The organism is Chromohalobacter sp., assembly GCF_039830575.1.
GTDB lineage: Bacteria > Pseudomonadota > Gammaproteobacteria > Pseudomonadales > Halomonadaceae > Chromohalobacter > Chromohalobacter israelensis.
This window is the reverse complement of sequence record NZ_JBDOOX010000009.1, coordinates 347,388-367,895: the sequence shown is the minus strand read 5'-3', so window position 1 is coordinate 367,895 and position 20,508 is coordinate 347,388. Positions and strand designations below refer to the sequence as shown.

At 64.6% G+C, this 20,508-nt stretch carries 16 protein-coding genes and 1 tRNA gene; 12 read left to right on the top strand and 5 right to left on the bottom strand.

Annotated features, from left to right (window positions below; translation table 11 throughout):
• Window positions 1-166: 166 nt before the first annotated feature.
• Window positions 167-1,315 (top strand): hypothetical protein, encoded by a 1,149-nt coding sequence (locus ABGX75_RS08670; RefSeq protein WP_347410745.1) that lies wholly within the window; start codon window positions 167-169, stop codon window positions 1,313-1,315.
• Between the two features lie 30 nt (window positions 1,316-1,345).
• On the opposite strand, the gene ABGX75_RS08665 is transcribed toward ABGX75_RS08670, so the two are convergent.
• The 4 genes from ABGX75_RS08665 to ABGX75_RS08650 form a co-directional block, all read right to left on the bottom strand.
• Complete coding sequence (locus ABGX75_RS08665) at window positions 1,346-1,783, bottom strand: type II toxin-antitoxin system VapC family toxin (protein ID WP_347410744.1); 438 nt, start codon at window positions 1,781-1,783, stop codon at window positions 1,346-1,348.
• A complete protein-coding gene (locus ABGX75_RS08660) occupies window positions 1,780-2,022 on the bottom strand; it encodes a plasmid stabilization protein (RefSeq protein WP_035410883.1) in 243 nt (80 codons plus the stop codon). Before ABGX75_RS08660 ends, ABGX75_RS08665 begins: the two co-directional genes overlap by 4 nt.
• A gap of 103 nt (window positions 2,023-2,125) precedes the next feature.
• Entirely contained in the window at window positions 2,126-3,868 is a 1,743-nt protein-coding gene (locus ABGX75_RS08655) for a sodium:solute symporter family protein (RefSeq protein ID WP_347410743.1), read from the bottom strand.
• A gap of 329 nt (window positions 3,869-4,197) precedes the next feature.
• A tRNA-Ile gene (locus ABGX75_RS08650) sits at window positions 4,198-4,274 on the bottom strand.
• A gap of 92 nt (window positions 4,275-4,366) precedes the next feature.
• Between ABGX75_RS08650 and ABGX75_RS08645 the strand changes: the two genes are divergently transcribed.
• The 10 genes from ABGX75_RS08645 to fhuB all read left to right on the top strand — a co-directional run bounded on the left by ABGX75_RS08645 (window position 4,367) and on the right by fhuB (window position 18,172).
• A complete protein-coding gene (locus ABGX75_RS08645) occupies window positions 4,367-4,975 on the top strand; it encodes a hypothetical protein (protein ID WP_011506361.1) in 609 nt (202 codons plus the stop codon).
• 3 nt (window positions 4,976-4,978) lie between these two features.
• Window positions 4,979-5,731: a 4'-phosphopantetheinyl transferase superfamily protein gene (locus ABGX75_RS08640; RefSeq protein ID WP_347410742.1), complete on the top strand. Its 753-nt coding sequence runs from the start codon at window positions 4,979-4,981 to the stop codon at window positions 5,729-5,731.
• A gap of 138 nt (window positions 5,732-5,869) precedes the next feature.
• A complete protein-coding gene (locus ABGX75_RS08635; protein ID WP_347410741.1) occupies window positions 5,870-7,966 on the top strand; it encodes a TonB-dependent receptor in 2,097 nt (698 codons plus the stop codon).
• 359 nt (window positions 7,967-8,325) lie between these two features.
• Window positions 8,326-9,918 (top strand): aspartate aminotransferase family protein, encoded by a 1,593-nt coding sequence (locus tag ABGX75_RS08630; RefSeq protein WP_347410740.1) that lies wholly within the window; start codon window positions 8,326-8,328, stop codon window positions 9,916-9,918.
• 28 nt (window positions 9,919-9,946) lie between these two features.
• On the top strand, window positions 9,947-11,326 hold the full coding sequence (locus ABGX75_RS08625) for a lysine N(6)-hydroxylase/L-ornithine N(5)-oxygenase family protein (RefSeq protein WP_347410739.1): 1,380 nt from the start codon (window positions 9,947-9,949) through the stop codon (window positions 11,324-11,326).
• Entirely contained in the window at window positions 11,323-13,851 is a 2,529-nt protein-coding gene (locus ABGX75_RS08620; RefSeq protein WP_347410738.1) for a GNAT family N-acetyltransferase, read from the top strand. Before ABGX75_RS08625 ends, ABGX75_RS08620 begins: the two co-directional genes overlap by 4 nt.
• Window positions 13,852-13,889: 38 nt before the next feature.
• Entirely contained in the window at window positions 13,890-14,384 is a 495-nt protein-coding gene (locus ABGX75_RS08615) for an RNA polymerase sigma factor (RefSeq protein ID WP_043558001.1), read from the top strand.
• 83 nt (window positions 14,385-14,467) lie between these two features.
• Window positions 14,468-15,235, top strand: coding sequence for an ATP-binding cassette domain-containing protein (locus ABGX75_RS08610; RefSeq protein WP_011506354.1), 768 nt, complete (start codon window positions 14,468-14,470; stop codon window positions 15,233-15,235).
• A gap of 8 nt (window positions 15,236-15,243) precedes the next feature.
• The gene (locus ABGX75_RS08605; protein WP_035410898.1) at window positions 15,244-16,170 is read left to right on the top strand and encodes an ABC transporter substrate-binding protein; all 927 of its coding nucleotides are present in this window, start codon (window positions 15,244-15,246) and stop codon (window positions 16,168-16,170) included.
• Window positions 16,163-18,172, top strand: a complete 2,010-nt coding sequence (gene fhuB, locus ABGX75_RS08600; RefSeq protein WP_247619659.1) for a Fe(3+)-hydroxamate ABC transporter permease FhuB — start codon at window positions 16,163-16,165, stop codon at window positions 18,170-18,172. Before ABGX75_RS08605 ends, fhuB begins: the two co-directional genes overlap by 8 nt.
• Before the next feature lie 130 nt (window positions 18,173-18,302).
• Here fhuB and ABGX75_RS08595 read toward each other — a convergent pair whose 3' ends face one another.
• Window positions 18,303-19,163, bottom strand: a complete 861-nt coding sequence (locus ABGX75_RS08595; protein WP_011506351.1) for a MurR/RpiR family transcriptional regulator — start codon at window positions 19,161-19,163, stop codon at window positions 18,303-18,305.
• A gap of 171 nt (window positions 19,164-19,334) precedes the next feature.
• Between ABGX75_RS08595 and ABGX75_RS08590 the strand changes: the two genes are divergently transcribed.
• Window positions 19,335-20,447, top strand: a complete 1,113-nt coding sequence (locus ABGX75_RS08590) for a P1 family peptidase (RefSeq protein WP_347410737.1) — start codon at window positions 19,335-19,337, stop codon at window positions 20,445-20,447.
• Window positions 20,448-20,508: the final 61 nt, after the last annotated feature.

The following is a 20,508-nucleotide window of genomic DNA, read 5'->3' as shown; positions in this document are numbered from 1 at the left end:
CAGGAGGGAGCGATGGCCCTTCGCGATGGCCTTTCGCAATGATCTTTCGTAATGGTCCTTCACCATGACCACCGGGCTTGGGATCGCGTCCTTTACAAGGTACCTTTACGCGCCTTGCGCGCCGTGACACATGGCGCCCCTTCCCTTTACTGCCAGGACTGCATCGATGGACGACTCCCTGCTGGTCAGCCTCCGCCGCTATCGCCCCCGAGAAGGCCGCGATAGCCTCGAGGATTACCTCACCGAGATTTTCGCCTGGCTGCTGCGGAATTCCCGCGAGGTGGCCGATGCCTTTCTCGACACCGTCATGAGCCATGTGCCGGAGGCCGATCGCCTCGAGCTGCCCGATGCCGATCAGGACATCACCTGGGAGACACAAGCGCCCTATCCGGGGGCGCGGCTCGACATGCTCGCCCAGTGGCCGGGCGGCGCCCTGCTTTTCGAGCACAAGGTGCATGCGCCGCTCTCGGCCGAGCAGGTGAACAAGTATCGCGAGCTGGCGGCGTCGGAGTTTCCCGGCAAGTCCGCGCGGGTGATCGTGGTCTCCGCCAATACCGGTCAGCATCGGCCGGAAGCGCACGGCTGCCTGTGCTGGGAGGACGTGTACAAACTGCTCGAGGCACGCCACAAAACGCTGAGCGACCCGACGGAGCACTTTCATATCGCCAGCTTCCTGGCCCTGTTACGGCACGAGGGGCTGCATCCGGCGGCGCCGATCAGCCATCAGGCGGTGGCGTTCTACCCGGTGGCGTGGCGTTTTCCGGAGCAACTGGCGGATGCGCTGACACCGCTGGCGTACGAGGAATGGCCGCTCGCGGAGCGCTATGAAGGACGCAGCCCCAAGACGCGCTGGGGCCGGCTGGGGTTCGAGCTGATCCCCGCCGGTGGGCCCCTTCACTGGATGCCGGGGCTGTTCGTGGGGGTGATTCTCGACGGGCGCGACCACCTGGTGCAGAACCGGCATACCGACCGGGTGATGCTGAACGTCATTCTCGACTTCTCGGTCAAGCTGCACGACATCTACCCGCAACTGCCGAGCTATCGGCGACTCGTGCAACAGCTTCGCGAGCGGACGCCTCACCGGGGCTGGCACTTCTACGATCACCTCGAGGAACGCCCGGCCAATCGCCATCATCCTCTGTACCTGGAGACGCCCCTGCTCGACGTGCTGCGCGGGACGACCACCATGGAAGAACAACGCGATGCGATTCGCCGCGCCGTACGTGACGCGCTCGAGCTGCTGCAGCACGATGACGCTCTGAAGGCGCTGACCGATGAAGTCCGGCACAAGGCGAGTTCGTTGACCGAGGCCTGATGGCAATGACGAGGGAGCATCGTCCGACACCTACGATCTTGGCGCTGAGCGATGCCCCCACGGATTGAGTATATCGATGCCAAGCGCCTCGAAGTCCTTCACGTTGCGTGTCGCCAGCGTCGCGTGATGCTGCCGACAGATCGCGGCGATTTGAGCGTCAGCGGTATGCACCACCCTGCCTGCACGCTCACTGATTGCTACTGATTCTGCGTAGTGCACCGCCGCCACCTCATCGAACGGCAGAATGCGGCCTGCAAAATCTTCCTCGAACATCGCTGCTGCCATGGCGGCGAAACGGCGTTGGCGCTTGCCACTGGGCAAGCGCTCGATGCCATAGAGTATTTCCGCCACGGTAATAGCGGTAATAGTCACTTCACTCGCATCTTGGCTATCCAACCAGTCGACAACGCACGCGTCTGGTGTGGGCCGCATAAGCTCGGATAGCACATTGGTATCCAGGACGATCATACGTCGAGGTCCGGAGCGCGAGGCTTGTCAGACCTGGCTGGCATCTCCAGCTCGACACCTCCCGCTGTTGCAAAGCGCTCTCGTATACGGCTGCCTAATCCCCCTTTTTGAGGCTGGTTCAAGGCGCCGCGAAGAATAATACGCACCTCCTCTTCCATGGAGTGGCCATGCTTGGCCGCTTCCATACGAAGCTGAGCCTTTATTTGCTCGTCCAAATTGCGAATCGTGATCGATGCCATACTAGCCTCTCCATACGATCTCAATGCAATCAATGATAGCACCAAACCGTCAAAAGTACCTATGATGGTCTACGCACGAAGAGAGGCACGGCTACTCACCCTATCAGGGCTTCGCCATGTGGGCGCTGCCGACTTTCGTGCTGTGTGCGCTCACCAGGCGGAAGCCCACCGCACCGGCGATCACCAGCATGACGCCGCAGCCCGTCGCCAGCAGGTAGGCGCCGGTCACCGCGCTATCGGCCACGCCGAAACGTCCGGCCAGCGCCGCCAGCGAGCCGGCGTACTGCCACCATAGAAAGGCTCCCACCGCGACGCCGGCCAGCATGGTCGCCCCGGCCACCCGTCGACTGACCGCCGCCCAGCTGCGCTCGTTCTCCACCGGGCTACGGTGCAGAAAGGCGCGGTACTCACTCTCTGCCTGGCTGACATGGGTCAACCTGGAGACGATCACGATCGCCACCAGCGCCACCAGGGTGCTGAGTATCACCGGGTGGAGATAAACGGGCAGCGAGACCCATTCCGCCTGCACCATCAGCGACAAGATCAGGTTGCCGACGAAGCCGACCCCCAGGCCCCAGCCGGCACCAGCGGCGGTAATCCGACGGCTCCAGATGCTCATCAGCGCCACCGGTCCCCAGGAGGAGGCGAACAGCGTAGCGGCGAACCATACCACTGCCATCACCGCCGGCGGCTGGAAGAGTGCCAGCAGCAGCGCTACCAGCCCGGCCACCAGCACGCCGATGCGGCTGGCCCGCATGGCACTGCGCTGGCTGCGCGAAGACGGCAGGATATCGTGGGCGAGACTGAAGCCGATGATCGACAGAAAGGTCGAGCACGAGGAGAGTCCGGCGGCAAACACGCCAGTGAGGATGATGATGCCGAGCCAGCTCGGCAGCACGTTGAGCGCCGCCCACACCATGGCACGCTCGCCGTCGAGCGTCGGGTCGTAGAGGTTGATCGCCGCGCCGGTCATCATCATCAGCGCGTAGAAGACCGCCAGCACCACGGCGGTGAGCATGGCCGAGCGCATCACCACGTGCTCGTTGCGCGCCATCAGATAGCGGCTCGCCTGCCAGGGGCTGGCCGCCAGCACCGTGGCCCATACCAGCCCCAGCGTCAGCCCCCAGATGAGCGCTTCACCGGGTGATGAGAAGGTCGCTCCCTCACCCTCGATCACGCCGTGCCACAGCGCGATGCCGGGCTTGTCGGACTGCGCCAGCAGCCCCTCGATCACCCCCGACCAGCCGCCGAGATCGCTGATGATGTAGAGCGAGCCGCCCACCGCGGCAATGGAGAAAATCACGAACATCACGGTGTCGGTGAGCACCACGCCCTGGGAGCCGGAGTAGAGAATGAACCCGGTGTAGGTGAGCCATACCAGCACCAACCCGGCCCAATAGGGCAAGCCGGTGAGCTCCTCGAACATGATGCCGGCCCCCTGCATCACGCCCAGCAAGTAAGCCCCTAGCCCGAATACGGTGGTGAGCCCGGCGATCATCTGCACGCGTTTCGAAGCGAAGCGCTTGCCGAAGAACTCAGGCACCGTCAGCGCCTCGCTGCGGCGCAGGTAACGGCCGAACACCAGCGCCCCGAGCAGACAGCCCGAGGTGCTGATGGCGGCGAAGATCAGCATGACGAAGGGATACCCCTGGTAGGCGAAACCGGTCTCGCCCAGAAAGGCACTGGTACTCAGGTAGCTGGCGACCAGGGTGCCGAGGATCATCAGCGTGGGGGCGTTACGCCCGGCGACCAGGTAGTCGTCGAGATTCTTGACCTGGCGGCCGGCCAGATTGCCGATTATGAAGTAGCCGACGAGGCTCAAGAGGATGGCAGCGGTATAGATCATGGCGAATGACACTTGTTGTTGAAATTTGCCGTCATGTTAAGCACTTGCATACGGATCACTGTCTTCGTTGCGACATCCGCCTCGACCGACACGACGCGCCCTGCTTTTGGTCTCGTCCTCAGCTAGCCAGTTGCTTCACATCAATCGCGGATACGGTGGCCGGCTGCCTGGAGACCACCAGCGTCGACACAGTTACGCGCACTTATCCCCGGACCACCTCGAGGAAGCCGTGCAATATGGCCCGGTTGTCATCGTTGACACTTTGTTGACACTTGCGGGGGAAGTACAGCAATCAGGAAGGAAAAAACGAAGCCAAGCGCTTGTTTTGATGGTGGGCCCAGCAGGACTTGAACCTGCGACCAAGGGATTATGAGTCCCCTGCTCTAACCAACTGAGCTATAGGCCCTATCGCGACGGGGCAGTATCATAGCGGAAGCCGATAGGCGAGACTAGGGGGGCACCCCTGGATTGTCGTTCCATCCCAAGGAGGGTTTGGTGATGTATGAGATGAAGCGTATGGGGCGTCGGGCCGCCGGGGTCGTCGCGCTGGGACTGGCGGCGTTGCCGTGGGCGGCGCAGGCGGATTGGCAACTGGATCCGGCGCGCTCCCACGTCGAGGCGACGATCACCGAGATCACGTCGTCCGGCGAGTCGGTGGCGCATCGCCATGCATTGAAGCGCATGGACGGTCATATCGCCGAGGATGGCACGCTGCGCCTGCCCGTGCGGCTCAATCAAACCGATGTGCTGGAGCAGCTGGGCGACCTGCCGCCGTGGATGGAGAGTCTGTCGGATACCGAGTTGACCACGGTGGTCACGCAACTGGATCCGAGCGTGCTCGAGAACCTGCCCGTCGGCGAGTCCCGTACCGAGACGCTGATGCTCAGCGTGAAGGATGGCGATGCCTCGCAGCAGGAGCCGCTGAAGGTGCGTTTCACGCGTGAGAGCGAAGGCGAGATACGCGTTCGCAATGCCGAGGCGGTGGCCCTGGATGGCCAGGTCATCATGCAGAACCAGACCGCACGCACGGTGCTCGGCCTGCTCGGCTATCAGCAGATCGACGACGAGGTGCCGGTCGAGCTCGACGCGGTGCTGGTGGACCGCTGACGCATGCAGGAAGCGCTCGACCTCCCCCCCGGCTGTCAGGACTGGCGGCAGACGTGGCCCTGGCCGCATGCGCTGCCTCATGTCGTCTGGCGGGGGGTGACGTTCACGGCGGACGCGATGTGCGAAGCGGCCTTTGCCGAGCATGGCATCGCCCTGCCGACGGGGCTGGGGTCTGCCGTTGCCAAGCGCCGCGCCGAGTTTCTCGCCGGACGCCTGTGTGCGCGCGATGCCCTGCGTGCCGTGACGGGCCGTGCCGAGGTGCCGGGAGTCGCCGAGACACGGGCCCCTTGCTGGCCGGCGGGCACGGTCGGGAGCATCACGCACAGTGCCGGTTTCGCCGCCGCCCTGGCGGCGCCGGCTCGCCATTGGCAAGGGCTGGGGCTGGATGCCGAGACGCCCATGCCGGCGGCGCGCGCGACACGCCTCGCGCCGCAGATACTCACGCCTGGGGAGCGCGACTGGCGCGACCGGCTCCCCGCCGAGGCGCAGGCACTGTTCACCACCCTGGCCTTTTCCTGCAAGGAAAGCCTGTTCAAGGCACTGTTTCCGCTCGTGCAGCGGCGCTTTTACTTCCAGGATGCCGAACTCGCGGACTGGCAGCCCGAGGAAGGCCGCGTCACGCTTCGTCTTCTCACCACGCTTGCCCCCGACTGGCCTGCCGACACACCATGCCATGGCCAGTACGTGGCGGACCCACGGCGGCTCTTGAGCGTGATCGCGTTACCCCAGGCGCACGAGCCCCCCGCGCATTCTTGAACGAACCTGAGTCTGCCCCCTGTGTGTCTTCCTGCTTGTTGAACGCCCTCTAATAATAATGATTATCGTTGAGTTTTGTTTTCGCATGCGTATGCTGGCACGCGCATACGAATAACACTCAATCTCAAGGGACCTGTCATGAAGAAGACTCTGTCACTCGGCCTGGTCGTCGCCACTGGGGGCGTGGCGCTTGGCGCCTCGGCGCAGGAGACCGGGGAGACGATGGTGGTGGTCGGCGCGCGCACGCCCACGGAAATCAGCCAGATCCCCGGGGCGGTCTGGGTCGTGGATGAAGCACAGATCCAGCAGCAACTGCGTTCGGGGCAGTCCCTGAAGTCGGCCCTGGGGCGGCTGATTCCGGGATTCGACTTCGGCTCGAGCACTAACCGCACCAACTACGCCCAGAACTTCCGGGGCCGCGATGCGCTGGTGATGATCAACGGTGTGTCGCTGAACAACTCGCGCAGTCTGTCGCGTCAGTTCGATTCCATCGACCCTTTCAACATCGCGCGCATAGAGGTGCTCTCCGGCGCGAGCAGCCTCTATGGGGGCGGCGCCACCGGCGGCATCATCAACATCATCACCAAGAAGGGCGAGCAAGGCGGCCCGCATTTCGAAAGCGAGCTGGGCCTGACCAGCGGCTTCAATGCCTCGGACGACCTGTCTCGGCGCGCCGCGCAATCGGTCTCGGGCGGCAACGAGCGCGTTCAGGGGCGACTGGCCGTGGCGGTGCAGGAAAACGGCTCGTTCTACGATGCCGACGGGGACATCATCAAGCCCGACATCGCCCAGACGGGACTCCAGGAAAATCGCTCCGTCGACCTGATGGGCAATATCGAGGCCAAGCTGAGCGACCATGAGCGCCTGGATATCACCGCCCAGTATTACGACTCCGCCTACGTGGGCGACAAGGGGCTCTACTACCCGAATTACGAGAGCGGCGCGGAATATTCGGACAAGATCCAGAACAGCGAGGTCCGCGACGGCTACGACTCGGACGTCGACCCCGAGACCGAGCGGCTGTATCTCAACGCCAACTACCATCACGATGCCCTGCTCGGCCAGCGCTTCTATTTCCAGGCCTACCACCGCGAAGAGTCCTCGGTCTTCAACCCGTTCCCCGGCGGCAGCACCTTCACCGTCTCGGAACAGAACACCGACTTGACCGGCGCCAAGGCGGTCTTCACGGCATCACCGAGCGACCCGCTGAGCGTGACCTACGGGCTCGACGCCTCGCGGGAGGAATTCGATTCCAAGCGCTATACGCTGGCGCCTTCCGAGGGCGGCCTGGAACTCGACCGGACCGACGTGCTCGACCCGTATTATCCGTCGTTCCAGGCCGACACCCTGGCCGCGTTCGTGCAGGCGGATTATCAGCTCACCTCGAACCTGCAGCTGTCCGGCGGCGCGCGGGTGGAGCAAACCGATGTCGAGGTCGAGCCTCAGGGCGGCAACGACGGCGGCTCCAACGACTACGACGTCTCGCTGTTCAATCTCAAGGCGCTCTACGACTTCCAGAACGGGCAGCAGACCTGGCTGGCGTATACCCAGGGCTTCGAGATTCCGGACATCGCCAAGGCGTATCGCGACGTCAGCTTCGACATCTCCGACAACCCCGTGGATGGCATCAAGACCCAGCAGCTCGAGGCCGGCTGGCGCCTCACCGGGCGCGATTGGCAATCGCAGATCGCCGCGTATTACAGCTGGTCGGACAAGGCGATCGACTATCTCTATACCAACGATGGCGAACTCGAGATCGGGGTGACCACCATCGACAAGGACGTGAGAACGTACGGCCTGGAAGGCAAGATCGAGCGCTTCGTCGGCGCCAACTGGCTGTTCGGCTCGGCCTTCAACTGGGTCAAGTCGGAGGAGAAGGTCGGCGGTGAATGGGTCGATACCAGCGTCACCGAAGCCAGCCTGCCCACCGCCACCCTGTATGGCGAATGGTCGGACGTCGATACCCGCGCGCGCCTGCAGGTCAACCGTGCCTTCGGCATCGACGACGCCTCGGGCAACGAGATCGACGGCTTCACCACGGTGGATGCCACCGCCAGCCAGGACACGGCCTACGGCACCTTCAGCCTGGGCGTCGAAAACCTGCTCGACGAGAGCTACGTGACGATCTGGGGACAACGCGCCGCCGTGTTTTATGAAGTCTATGACGCGCAATCCCTGTGGGATCTCCAGGGGCGTGGACGCACCTATACCCTGACCTGGTCGCACGCCTACTAGGCATTCGGCGCCGCTTCTCAAGACCACTGCACCTCAAGACCACTACATCTCAAGTCCACTACACCTCAAGACCGCACGCTCACGACGGCCCGCTGCCCAGGCGGGCCGTCTTGCGTGCCGGCCTGCCGCAGCCAAGCGGTCATTCCCCGTTACCTCCCCGTGGCACCAGCCCGGATGAAACGACCGGATGACAAAACCGGATGAAAAAAAGTTGTCCGCTCGGTTCAGAAACCGGGGCCGGCATCGTCTTCCTGTAGGCCATGCTGATTTGCTAACGATTATCATTAACACAAGGAAGAAAGTCGCAACCTCATGATGTCCGTTGCGACCTCTTACGCCACCAGGACATAGGTGATGCCATGAGTCAAAACGCTGCCATTCGGATGGCGCCGCTTTCTTCCCGGCCGCTCGCATCTCGGGCGATGGGCGAAGACGCGAACCATGCCCTGTTCATGCCGCGCAATGCCGATGCCTACCGTCAGGGCATGCAGCGCTGCATCGAACTCGTGCAACGCAAGTTGACCGAGACCGGCCAGCCGTTCTCGGGAATTCTGCCCAGCGAGATGCAGCGGCGCTTCGAGGGGCTGGATCTGAACCATCGGCTCGACGACCTCGACGCCGTGCTGGCGGAAGTCGAACGGCTGTATCTCGACGACGCAGTGTATTTTCATCATCCGCGTTATGTCGCGCACCTCAACTGTCCGATCACCTTGGCGTCGATCCTCGCCGAAGCGATCGCCACACCGATCAACACCGCCGTCGAGACCTGGGATCAGAGCGCCGGCGGCACCTTCATCGAGCAGGCACTGATCGACTGGACGGTCCGCCGTATCGGCCTGGGCGATGACGCGGACGGTGTCTTCACCAGCGGCGGCACCCAGTCCAACCTGATGGCCCTGTTGATCGCGCGCGATCATCGCTGCGCAGCCCTCGACGGGCATCAGGGCAATCGCGAACACGGCCTGCCCGCCGACGCGGCCAGGTTGCGCATCTTCGCCTCCGAGGCGAGCCACGTCAGTCTGCAAAAGGCCGCCGCGTTGCTGGGGCTGGGACACCGTGCCGTGGTGCCGATTCCCTGCGACGACCGCTACCGCATGGACACCGGGGCGCTGGCACGCGCCCTGGCCGAGAGCCGGCAAGCAGGAACGATTCCGATGGCCGTGATCGCCACGGCCGGCACCACGGATTTCGGCAGCATCGACCCGCTGGCGGATATCGCCGCGCTCTGCCGCCGGCATGGGGTGTGGCTGCATGTCGATGCCGCGTACGGCGGCGGCCTGCTGACATCGCCACGGCACCGCCACTGGCTGGCCGGTATCGAACAGGCGGATTCGGTCAGCGTCGACTACCACAAGTCCTTCTTTCAGCCGGTCAGTTGCAGCGCCTTCATGGTCGCCGAGCGCCAGAGGCTCGGCTATGTCACCCATCACGCCGATTACCTGAACCCGGCCGGCCGGCACGACGACGCACCGCCGGACCTGGTCGACAAGAGCCTGCAGACCACGCGCCGCCTCGACGCCCTGAAGCTGTGGATGACCTTGCGCCTGCTGGGGCCGGATGCCCTGGGCGAGCTGTTCGATCGCGTCATCGCGCTGACCCGCGAGGCGTACCATCTGCTGCGGACCGCGCCGGACATCGAGGTGGTCACGGCACCACAGCTCACCACGCTGGTATTTCGCTACCGACCGCGTGGCCACGACCTGGACGACGCCAGCCTGGATGCGCTCAACGCCCATATCCGACAGGCCCTCTCGCGCCACGGCGAGGCGGTCGTCGCGGCGACGCGTGTCCGGGGGCGCCGATACCTCAAGTTCACGCTGCTCAACCCGGAGACCGGCATCGACGATCTGGCCACGATCGTGGAGCGCCTTCAGGCCCATGGCGCCGACTTCCTGACGCGCGACGATGCCGCGCCGCCCAGGCGGCATGACCTCGCAGCCGCCTTCTCCTGATCCCCGGTCTTCAACGATGAGAGCCATCATGCCAACGCCGATTCACGACTTCATCGCCATCGGACTAGGTCCTTTCAACCTGGGCCTGGCCTGCCTGACGGACCCGCTCGAGGACCTCAACGGCCTTTTTCTGGAGCGCAAGGCCGGCTTCGACTGGCACCCCGGCATGCTGCTGGAAGACGCCACCCTGCAGACGCCCTTCCTGGCCGACCTGGTCACGCTGGCCGACCCCACCAGCCGATTCAGTTTCCTCAACTACCTCAAGCGCCAGGACAAGCTCTACGCCTTCTACATTCGCGAGAACTTCTTCCCGCTGCGACGCGAATATAACCAGTACTGCCAGTGGGCCATCGATCAGCTCACGTCGATCCGCTTCCATCACGAGGTGCAGCGCATCGACTTCGATGCCGACGACGATTGCTATGTCGTGCACTGCGTGGATACCGCCCGCGATACCGCGACGAGCCATCGGGCCCGCAAGCTGGTCCTCGGCACCGGCACGCAGCCCGACCTGCCCGCATGCTGCCGGCCGCACGCCAGGCGGATCACCCACAGCGCCGACTACCTCGCGCACAAGGCCTGGCTCCAGCAGCAGCCGGCGATCACGCTGGTGGGCAGCGGCCAGAGCGCCGCGGAGATCTACAAGGACCTGCTGCAGGACATCGACCGCTACGGTTACACCCTGAACTGGATCACCCGCTCGCCGCGCTTCTTTCCTCTCGAATACGGCAAGCTGACGCTGGAAATGACCTCGCCGGAGTACATCGACTACTTCCACGCCCTGCCGCAGGCCACCCGCGATGACTTGATGTCGCAACAGGCGAACCTCTACAAGGGCATCGATCTGGCGCTGGTCAACGAGATCTACGACCTGCTGTATGCCAAGCGGCTCGGTGGTCCCGTCGACACGCACCTGCTGACCAACGCCGAGCTGCAGGACTGCCACTACGACGCGACACGCGCCACGTTCGAACTCGGCCTTTACCAGACCGAACAACGACGGCCCTACCGCCATACGACCCCGGCGCTGGTGATGGCCACCGGCTATCGCTATCGGGAGCCGGGCTTCCTGTCGCCCATCCACGCGCATATTCGCCGCGACGCCGCCGGGCGTTTCGCGGTGGACCGCTTCTACAGCATCGATCACGACCGCTCGCGCCTCTTCGTGCAGAACGCCGAGCGACACACGCACGGCCTGGCGGCGCCGGACCTGGGCATGGCCTGCTATCGCAACGCCTGCATCATCCGCGAGCTGACGGGAATCGAGCATTATCCCATCGAGCGTCGCATCGCCTTCCAGACGTTCGGCACGCCCGACGACGCCGTCTTCCGCCCCGCGCCCCGGCCGGCCCGGCGCCAGCCAACCGCCGACGAGTCCGCCCCGTTGACCTGTGAGGTGCCGAAATGACGACATCCGCCTTTCTCAGCCCGCTGTACGATCCAGGCAATACCTACACCGACGCCATTCCCGGGCTCGGCCGCTTTCATCTGCGCGCCATCCACTGCGATGCGGACAGCGCCCTGATTCATGACTGGGTCAGCCGCGACTACGCTCGCTTCTGGGGCATGCACGGCGACAGCCGCGAGCAGGTGGCGGCGTTCTATCGAGGGCTGCACGAAAGTCCGCACAGCCAAGGCTATCTGGGCTTTTTCGAAGGCCGCCCCGCCTTTCTGGTCGAGTGCTACCAGCCTCAACACGATCCCATCGGCGCGCATTACGACGTGCACCCCGGCGATCGGGGCATGCACGTGCTGGTGGCACCACCGGAAACGCGCATCCCCCGCTTCACCTGGGGCGTGCTCAGCAGCGTGATGGCGCTGATGTTCAGCGATCCCGACACAGACCGTGTGGTCGTCGAACCCGATATCCGCAACGAACGTATCCATCCGCTCAACCGCCGGGTGGGCTTCCGCTACGACCGCCAAGTGCGCCTGCCGGAGAAAACCGCGCATCTGGCGTTCTGCACCCGTGCCCAATTCCACGCCGCCTATCACCAGGCGCTGGCAGCGCTCCCTCGCGAAAGTCTGCCAGCCAGAGAACCACTGCCATCCAGGGAACAGGAGACCACCGCCATGGAGACGCCTCCGGCAATCGACACGCGCCTCGCCCATCTCGACCCCGAGCGCTGGGCCCGGGCCAACCGTCAGTTGATCCGCAAGGCCATCGCCGAGTTCGCCCACGAACGCCTCGTGGCGCCCCGCCGGCTCGACCGACAAGGCGATTGGGGCGACTACACCTTGCCCATTCCCGGTGCGAACGGCCATTACCGCTTCCGGGCGCGTCGCATGCAGCTCGATCACTGGTGGATCGCCCCCGAGTCCCTTGTGAAGGTCGTCGACGACGAGTCCGCCGAGCTGGATGCGCAGCGTTTCATCATCGAGTTCAGCGCCGTGCTCGGCCTCGACGACGAGACGCTTCCCGTATATCTGGAGGAGATCGGCAGCACCTTGTCCGGCAGTGCCTACAAGCAGGCGCATCAGCGACTCACGGCGGCCGAGCTGGCCCATGGCGACTTCCAGACCATCGAAAGCGCCATGACCGAGGGCCACCCGAGCTTCGTCGCCAACAACGGACGCATCGGCTTCGACGCCGACGACTACCATGCCTACGCTCCCGAGGCCGGCGCCGACATCCATCTGGTGTGGCTGGCCGTGCATACGCAGTGTGCCGAATTCAGCAGCGTGAGCGATCTGCCCTACACCGAACTGCTCGAACAGGAGCTGGGCCGCGACACCGTGGCACGCTTCCACCGCCATTTGCAGGCATGGGGACTGGACCCTGGCGCGTACCTGCTCATGCCGCTGCATCCCTGGCAATGGCACAACAAGCTGGCGACCAGCTTTGCCAGCGAGATCGCCAACCGGCGCATCGTGTACCTGGGTACCGGCGACGACCGCTACCGTGCCCAGCAATCGATCCGTACGTTGTTCAACACCTCGCAGCCCCGGCGCCGGTACGTGAAGACGGCGCTCTCGATCCTCAACATGGGCTTCATGCGCGGCCTCTCGCCTTACTACATGCAGGCGACGCCGGCCATCAATGAATGGCTCAAGGCACTGCTCGACGGCGACGCCTTCCTGGCCGACAACGGCTTCACCCTGCTGCGCGAGGAAGCCGCCATCGGGTATCGCAACGCCTATTTCGAGGATGCCGTCGCCCGTGACAGCCCTCACAAGAAGATGCTCGCCTGCCTGTGGCGTGAAAGTCCGCTCAATCATCTGCCGCCCGGTCAGCGCCTGATGACCATGGCCGCACTGCTGCATCGCGACAAGGACGGCCAGGCACTCCTGCCGGCGCTTGTCGAGGCCTCGGGGCTCGCGCCCCGCGACTGGCTACGGCGTTATCTCACCGCCTACCTGACGCCGATACTGCACTGTTTCTACGCCCATGATCTGGTCTTCATGCCCCACGGCGAAAACGTGATCCTGCAGCTCGATGCCCACGTGCCGGTGCGCGCGATCATGAAGGACATCGCCGAGGAAAGCGCGATCATGGACCCCGACGCCGCGCTTCCCGAAGGCGTGAAACGCCTGGCCGTGGCCGTGCCGGAACACCTCAAGGTGCTGTCGCTGTTCACCGATACCTTCGACTGCTTTTTTCGCTACCTGGCCCCGATCATGGTCGAGCATGGCGAGGCACGGGGCGATTTCACCGAATCCGACTTCTGGCACGGCGTCGCCGAATGCATTCTCGATTACCAGCGTCGCCATCCCGAATTCGCTGATAAATTCGCGCGTCACGACCTGTTCGCGCCGACCTTCGCGCGCTCTTGTCTCAACCGCCTGCAACTGGGCAACAACCGGCAGATGATCGACCTCGCCGATCCGTCCAAAAACCTGCAGCTGGTCGGCGAGCTGGACAACCCGATCGCCCCCTGGCGACCACACGCGCATGACACGGACGATGCCCGACGCCACGCCGAGACGGCATGACGCCATCACGCGACGCTACCCACGGACGGACCCGACATATGGTCGATACACTCGATAGACTGTTCATGGAGCATTCCCGGGAGCTTGTCGGCTATCTGGCCGGCAAGCTGGATACGCCGGAGCTGGCGGCCGACCTCTGCCAGGACGTGTATCTGCGCCTGCAGCGCGCGAGACTCACTCAGCCGCTCGCCAATCCTCGCGCCTACCTGTTCCGCATTGCCCGCAACCTGCTGATCGATCATCAGCGCCAGGCCAGGGCCCGGCCCGAGACGATCCCCCTGGAAGACACCACCACCGGGCTCGCCTGCGCACGGCATTGCCCCGAGGCCGATGTCTGCCAGGCCCAGCGCCTGGCGTGCGTACGCACCTGCCTGCGACGGCAGCCTCGGCACGTGCGTCAGGCGTTGCTGTGGCATCGCCTCGAGGGACTGCCTCAACGCGAGATCGCGGCCCGCCTCGGGGTATCGGAACGCATGGCCGGGCGTTACATCGAGCAAGCGTTGCGCGCCTGTCGCCAAGCCATTGACGCCTGACATGACGGCGCCGAGAGTTTTGATAACCGTTCTTATTTGAATTACGATTGCGCCCTACGCTTTTCCCGCTTGGGGTCCACCTGATGTTCAACGTCGACGCTGCCAGCTTCGAGGTCAACGGCCAGTGCCTGTTGCACCCCACCGACCTCGCCTTCGAGGAAGGCAAGGTGTATGGGCTGATCGGCCACAATGGCTCGGGCAAGTCGACCCTGCTCAAGCTCCTCGCGCAGCAGCAGGCCCCGAGCCGAGGCGAGATCCGCCTCGACAAGCGCCCACTCGCCGACTGGGGCACGCGCGAGTTCGCCCGTCACGTGGCGTACCTGCCACAGCACCTGCCCGGCGCCGACAACCTCACCGGCCGCGAGCTGGTGGGATTCGGACGCTATCCCTGGCACGGCCTGCTCGGCCGGCTCAACGGCAAGGACAAGACCCAGATCGAACGCGCCATCGCACTGACCCACACCGAGGCCTTCGCCGACCGGCTGGTCGACACTCTCTCCGGTGGCGAGCGGCAGCGCGTCTGGCTCGCCATGCTGCTGGCCCAGGAAAGCCGGTTTCTGCTGCTGGACGAACCGCTGGCAGCGCTGGACATCGCCCATCAGGTGGAAGTCCTGGCCCTGGTCCGCTCGCTGTGCCGCGAGCTGGGGCTGGGCGTGGTGATCGTGCTGCACGACGTCAACATGGCGGCACGTTACTGCGATCATCTGGTCGCCCTGCACAGCGGGCAGGTCCTGGCCCAGGGCGCGCCCCGCGAGTTGATGTGCGATAGCACGCTGGAAGCCATCTATGGCATCCCCATGCGTGTCATGTCCCACCCCGGCGGCGAGCACCCCATCGCCGTCTTGCACTAGGAGTCGATGTGAGGCCATTTTGCAACCGTGAAGGCCTGCGTCGCTCGCGGCTCATGACATTGCTGACGCTGGTGCTGCTGGTCTGGTCCCATGTCGCCAATGCCGAGACACCGCGTATCGCCACCGTCGACTGGACCATCGCCGAAACCTTGCTGGCGCTCGGCGTGACGCCCGTGGGCGTGGCACAAACCGATGCCTACCGCGAATGGGTCGGCGCGCCAACGCTGCCCGCCGAGGTGGCCGACATCGGCCTGCGGGCGCAACCCAACCGGGAATTGCTGGCCCAGTTGTCGCCCGACCGCATTCTGATCTCGCCGATGTTCAGCACCCTGAAACCAAGCCTCGAACGTATCGCACCGACGAGCACGGTGGCACTGTATACGCCGGGCAGCGACCTGTGGACGCGACTCGAGAAAGCCACCCGTGAAATCGCCGCCTTCGTGAATCGCGAGGAGCGCGCGGACACGCTGCTCGCCTCGCTGGAGGCGCACCTGGCCGAGCTGCGGGACGGGTTGAGCGACGCGGCCAAGGCACGGCCCCTGCTCGTGGTACAGTTCATGGATGCCCGCCATGTGCGCGTGTTCGGCGACCACAGCCTCTATAACGCCGTCATGCAGCGCCTGGGGCTGGAGAACGCGTGGCAGCGGGAAACCAATTACTGGGGCTTCTCCATGGTAGGCCTGGAAGCCCTGGCCGGGCTGGACGACGCTCGCCTGGTCGTGGTCGATCCAATGCCCGTGGGCGTCGAGGAACGCCTCGAGACGAGCGCGCTCTGGCAACACCTGCCGTCCGTGCGTCGCGATGACGTTCTCACGCTGCCACCGGTATGGAGCTTCGGTGGCGCCCCTTCGGCACGGCGTTTCGCCGACAACCTGACCCAGGCCCTGCATGAGGCGCCTCGCACCGCTGCCCACCGCGAGGCACCCGATGCGTGACTGGATCTCTCGCTCCTTGCCGTTTCCTCATGTCGTGATGACCCCGGCACGCCTGTGCGTGCTGCTGGCCCTGGCCTGCCTGGCCTTGAGTGGCTACTCGCTGGCCACGCAGTTGCCGGCCGCGCAGTGGGCGCAAGCCTTGTTCGTGCCCGACGAACGCAATATCGAACAGGTACTCACGCACTACAGCTGGCTGCCGCGCTGGACGATCTCTCTGCTGGCGGGCGGTGCCCTGGGCATCGCGGGGGTGCTGATGCAGCAGGTGCTGCGCAACCCCCTGGCCGCCCCCACGACCCTGGGCGTCGCCACCGGTGCACAGCTCGCCCTGCTGCTCGCCACTCTGTTCGCACCGGGACTGCTCGTTCTCGGCCGCGAGTGGGTGGCCGTGGCGGGCGGCGGTCTGGCCATGGGGCTGGTGTTCGCGCTGGCCTGGCGACGCGGCCTGGCACCCATGGTGGTGGTGCTCGCGGGGCTGGTGGTCAACCTTTACCTGGGCGCGGTCAGCACCACGCTGATTCTCTTCCATCAGGAAGAGCTGCGCGGCCTGATGGTCTGGGGCGCGGGCTCGCTCTCGCAGAACAGCTGGGACGGCGTGCTCTACCTGCTCCCGCGGTTGCTCATCGCGCTTGCCCTGGCCGCGCTCATGCTGCGCCCGCTGGCGATTCTCGAGCTCGACGACGTCAACGCCCGCAGCCTCGGGGTCTCGCTCAGGCATCTGCGCTTGCTGAGCCTCGGGCTGGCGGTCTTCATCACCGCCTGTGTCGTCAGCGTGGTGGGCATCATCGGCTTCATTGGCCTGGCGGCACCGGCCATCGTCCGCCTGCTGGGGGCGCGCACGCTGCCCCAGCGCTTGCTGTGGGCGCCGCTGCTCGGCGCCTTGCTGCTGACCACTACCGACCAGCTCCTGCAGCATGTTTCCGGCGCACTGCCGACGATGATTCCCACCGGCGCGACCACCGCCGCCCTCGGCGCCCCGCTGCTGCTCTGGCTGATTCCGCGCCTCAAGCTCGGCGGCGATCGCCCCCAGACCGCCCCCATGCTGGCGGCGCCACGGCGTCGGCATCCGATGCGCCTGCAGCTGGCACTGGGGCTGGCATTGCTGGTCGCGCTCGCGGCATCCCTGCTGCTCGGCCAGGACGGCCAAGGCTGGGCCCTGCCCTCGTGGTCGGTGTGGCAAGCCACCCACGAATGGCGCTTGCCGCGTACCCTGGCGGCGGCGGGTGCCGGGACGTTACTGGCCCTGGCCGGCACACTGATCCAGCGCGTCACCGGCAATCCCATGGCCAGTCCGGAAGTCGTCGGGATCAGTGGCGGCACCGCCATCGGCCTGATCGGCGTGGTCATGTTCGTGCCCGATGTGGGCCTGCCGATGCTACTGATCGCCGGCACCCTGAGCGCCTTGGCGACGCTCGGGGTGCTGCTGCTGATCAACCGCCGCAGCGGCTTTCAACCGGAGCGCGTGCTGCTGACGGGGATCGCCATCACCGCGCTGTTCGATCCCCTGCGCAGCATCGTGCTGGCCAACGGCGACCCGCGCACGCAGCAGCTGCTCGCCTGGATGTCCGGCTCGACCTATTACGTCGACACCGTGCTGGCCGTCGCCGTGGCGGCAAGCGCCGTGATCTTGACGCTGGCGATGCAGTCCCTGTCGCGCTGGCTGGATCTGTTGCCGATGGGCAACTCCAGCGCCCGCGCGCTGGGCGTCAATGTCGACCGGGCGCGTCTCGCTCTGCTGGGCGTGGTCGCCTTGCTCACCGCCGCCGCCACCCTGGTGGTCGGGCCGCTTTCCTTCGTCGGCCTGCTCGCGCCGCACATGGCACGCCTGCTGGGCGCGGCGCGTGCACGCGCGCACCTGCTCGCCGCCGCCCTGCTGGGGGCGCTCTTGATGGTGCTGGCCGACTGGCTGGGGCGCCAGTGGCTGTTCCCCCAGGAAATTCCCGCCGGCTTGATGTCTTCCCTGCTCGGCGGCGCCTACTTCATGTGGACGCTGCGGCGACTGTAGCGCTGTGGAAGAAACGGCGGAAAGCCAGCCACGAGCCGATCATGGCCCGAGGGACGGAGAAAACGAATGGCCCGAGGTGCCTGCCAGCACCTCGGGCCATTCGATCGCGTCTTGCGTTTTTCGCCCCCATCTACTTCGCATACAGCCTCAGTTGTTGCACTCGGGCGCGATAGGCTTCCATGCGTTCCCGCAATTCTTCCTTGTGGTCTGCAGCCACGCAGTGCAACAGAACATTCAGGGCACTCGTCAGACCACCGGTGGATTCGAGGATCAAGCCGGTCTCGGTGGTCATGCTGATGATATGAGGCGTATCGATATAACGTGCTATGCCATATTCGTCGCTGAACACCACGAGGTCCGCGTCATGGGCCAAGCAGTGATTGGCGAACGTGATCCCGGCTTCGGCATAGGGCGTAATGTCGATCAGGATCACACAGCAACGCACGTCCTGGCTGTCCATCCACTGCCCTAATACGCCGCTGTACAGATCGATAAACTCGACGCCGGGGCGCACGAGCGCCAAGCGATTCGCGAAATCCTGGGCCAGGCCGCGAACCGTCTGGAACCCACACACGAACACGCGTTCGGCGTCACTCACACGCTGCACTATGTCCTGCCAATGCTGGCCGGTGAGCTGTTCGGCGAAGGCCTTCAGTGCTTCGATCTCGGCATTGAGATGAGTCGTCAGGTCGGCCGGCTGCTGCGCCACACGCTCGATCAGCGTGGCGTTCAGGAGTGAATTCGAGCGTAGCTCGTTGCGCAAAGCCGATTTCAGCCCGCTCAACCCCTTGTACCCCAGACGCCGCATGAACCGACTCACGGTATTCGGGCTCACACCGCTTTTCTGAGCGAGGCTTGCGCCGGTTTCAAACGCCAGATTCTCGAGATTCGCCTGCAGCGTCGAATAGAGCGCGCGTTCCGCAGGCGACAGCCCGCCTTTCAGCGCATCGACTTCTTTTGCCAGATGGGCGGCAGCTTGTGATCTTGACATTTCAATGTCACCCACATTGCATTTGGTATTTATATGTCATAAAAGAAAGAGGGGTATCCCGTGGACGGACCGAGGCCGATCTTCGGCTATCGGACAGAGGCGCTCCACTTTCTTGCCGAGGCAAGGCGTCGACGAGGCGATTTTAGCACTGATCGGGGGGAGATCATTTCAATGCAGCGAATTAGAGCACGCGAGATGGGGCTGCCGCTGCCCGGCGAACCGGGCTTGAACAACGCGATTACGGACGTGCCGGGCGTGTTGGTCGGCTATGAAACGATTGATGGAACGGCCGAAAACGGACGGCCCATCAAGACCGGCGTGACCGCCATTCTGCCGCGCGTCCGAAGCAACACGCCTGCTCCTGTCTGGGCCGGCTTTCATGCGCTCAACGGCAACGGGGAAATGACAGGGACGCATTGGATCGAGCAAGGCGGCTATTTCGTCGGCCCGATATGCCTGACCAATTCGCATAGCGTGGGCATCGTTCATCACGCCGCGACACGCTGGATGCTCGATACCTACGCGCAGACTTTCGACGCACACCACCTGTGGGCAATGCCCGTGGTCGCGGAGACCTATGACGGCGTACTCAATGACATCAACGGTCAGCACGTGGAAGCCGCCCATGTCCACGCCGCCCTCGCCAGCGCAAGTGGCGGCGCCATAGAAGAGGGAAACGTCGGCGGCGGCAACGGCATGATCTGTTACGGCTTCAAGGGCGGTACGGGTACCGCTTCGCGCCGTGTCGGCATCGATGGGCAGGACTACACGTTGGGCGTGCTTGTCCAGGCCAACCACGGCAAGCGGGACTGGTTGAACGTACTAGGCGTGCCTGTTGGAGAGGCGCTGCATGATGCCGACTTGCCCGAAGAGCTCAATCGCGAACGCGGCTCCATCATCGCCGTCATCGCGACAGACGCTCCCATGCTGCCCCATCAGCTCAAGCGCCTCGCCCAACGCGCCGGACTGGGTATCGCACGCTCCGGCAGCCCCGGCGGCAACGATTCAGGCGATATGTTTCTGGCCTTCAGCACGGCGAACGAGGGTCCCTTGCCCCAGCTCGGGCCGGCCCGGCAACAGATGCACCACATGAACGACGAGTATTTCGATGACTTCTACATGGCGGTCGTGCAAGCGACGGACGAAGCCGTCCTCAATGCCATGTGCATGGCCAGGGGAGCGCCCATGGCAAAGCCGGAGGGCTGGTGCCCAGCTCTCGATCCGGAACGGCTCGAGCCGTTACTACGCCGGGCCGGTATCAGCATAGGAGAACGTAACGATTGAGGTTTTCTGGCGCCGCTCTGAGGGCGCTTCCTAACAACAACACAAGAAGGAGTTGGATCCA

Bases quoted from the DNA above. Each gene is read 5' to 3' on its own strand.
- ABGX75_RS08670 (WP_347410745.1), top strand. From the start codon at position 167: ATGGACGACTCCCTGCTGGTCAGCCTCCGCCGCTATCGCCCCCGAGAA.
- ABGX75_RS08665 (WP_347410744.1), bottom strand. From the start codon at position 1,783: ATGATCGTCCTGGATACCAATGTGCTATCCGAGCTTATGCGGCCCACA.
- ABGX75_RS08660 (WP_035410883.1), bottom strand. From the start codon at position 2,022: ATGGCATCGATCACGATTCGCAATTTGGACGAGCAAATAAAGGCTCAG.
- ABGX75_RS08655 (WP_347410743.1), bottom strand. From the start codon at position 3,868: ATGATCTATACCGCTGCCATCCTCTTGAGCCTCGTCGGCTACTTCATA.
- ABGX75_RS08645 (WP_011506361.1), top strand. From the start codon at position 4,367: ATGTATGAGATGAAGCGTATGGGGCGTCGGGCCGCCGGGGTCGTCGCG.
- ABGX75_RS08640 (WP_347410742.1), top strand. From the start codon at position 4,979: ATGCAGGAAGCGCTCGACCTCCCCCCCGGCTGTCAGGACTGGCGGCAG.
- ABGX75_RS08635 (WP_347410741.1), top strand. From the start codon at position 5,870: ATGAAGAAGACTCTGTCACTCGGCCTGGTCGTCGCCACTGGGGGCGTG.
- ABGX75_RS08630 (WP_347410740.1), top strand. From the start codon at position 8,326: ATGAGTCAAAACGCTGCCATTCGGATGGCGCCGCTTTCTTCCCGGCCG.
- ABGX75_RS08625 (WP_347410739.1), top strand. From the start codon at position 9,947: ATGCCAACGCCGATTCACGACTTCATCGCCATCGGACTAGGTCCTTTC.
- ABGX75_RS08620 (WP_347410738.1), top strand. From the start codon at position 11,323: ATGACGACATCCGCCTTTCTCAGCCCGCTGTACGATCCAGGCAATACC.
- ABGX75_RS08615 (WP_043558001.1), top strand. From the start codon at position 13,890: ATGGTCGATACACTCGATAGACTGTTCATGGAGCATTCCCGGGAGCTT.
- ABGX75_RS08610 (WP_011506354.1), top strand. From the start codon at position 14,468: ATGTTCAACGTCGACGCTGCCAGCTTCGAGGTCAACGGCCAGTGCCTG.
- fhuB (WP_247619659.1), top strand. From the start codon at position 16,163: ATGCGTGACTGGATCTCTCGCTCCTTGCCGTTTCCTCATGTCGTGATG.
- ABGX75_RS08595 (WP_011506351.1), bottom strand. From the start codon at position 19,163: ATGTCAAGATCACAAGCTGCCGCCCATCTGGCAAAAGAAGTCGATGCG.
- ABGX75_RS08590 (WP_347410737.1), top strand. From the start codon at position 19,335: ATGCAGCGAATTAGAGCACGCGAGATGGGGCTGCCGCTGCCCGGCGAA.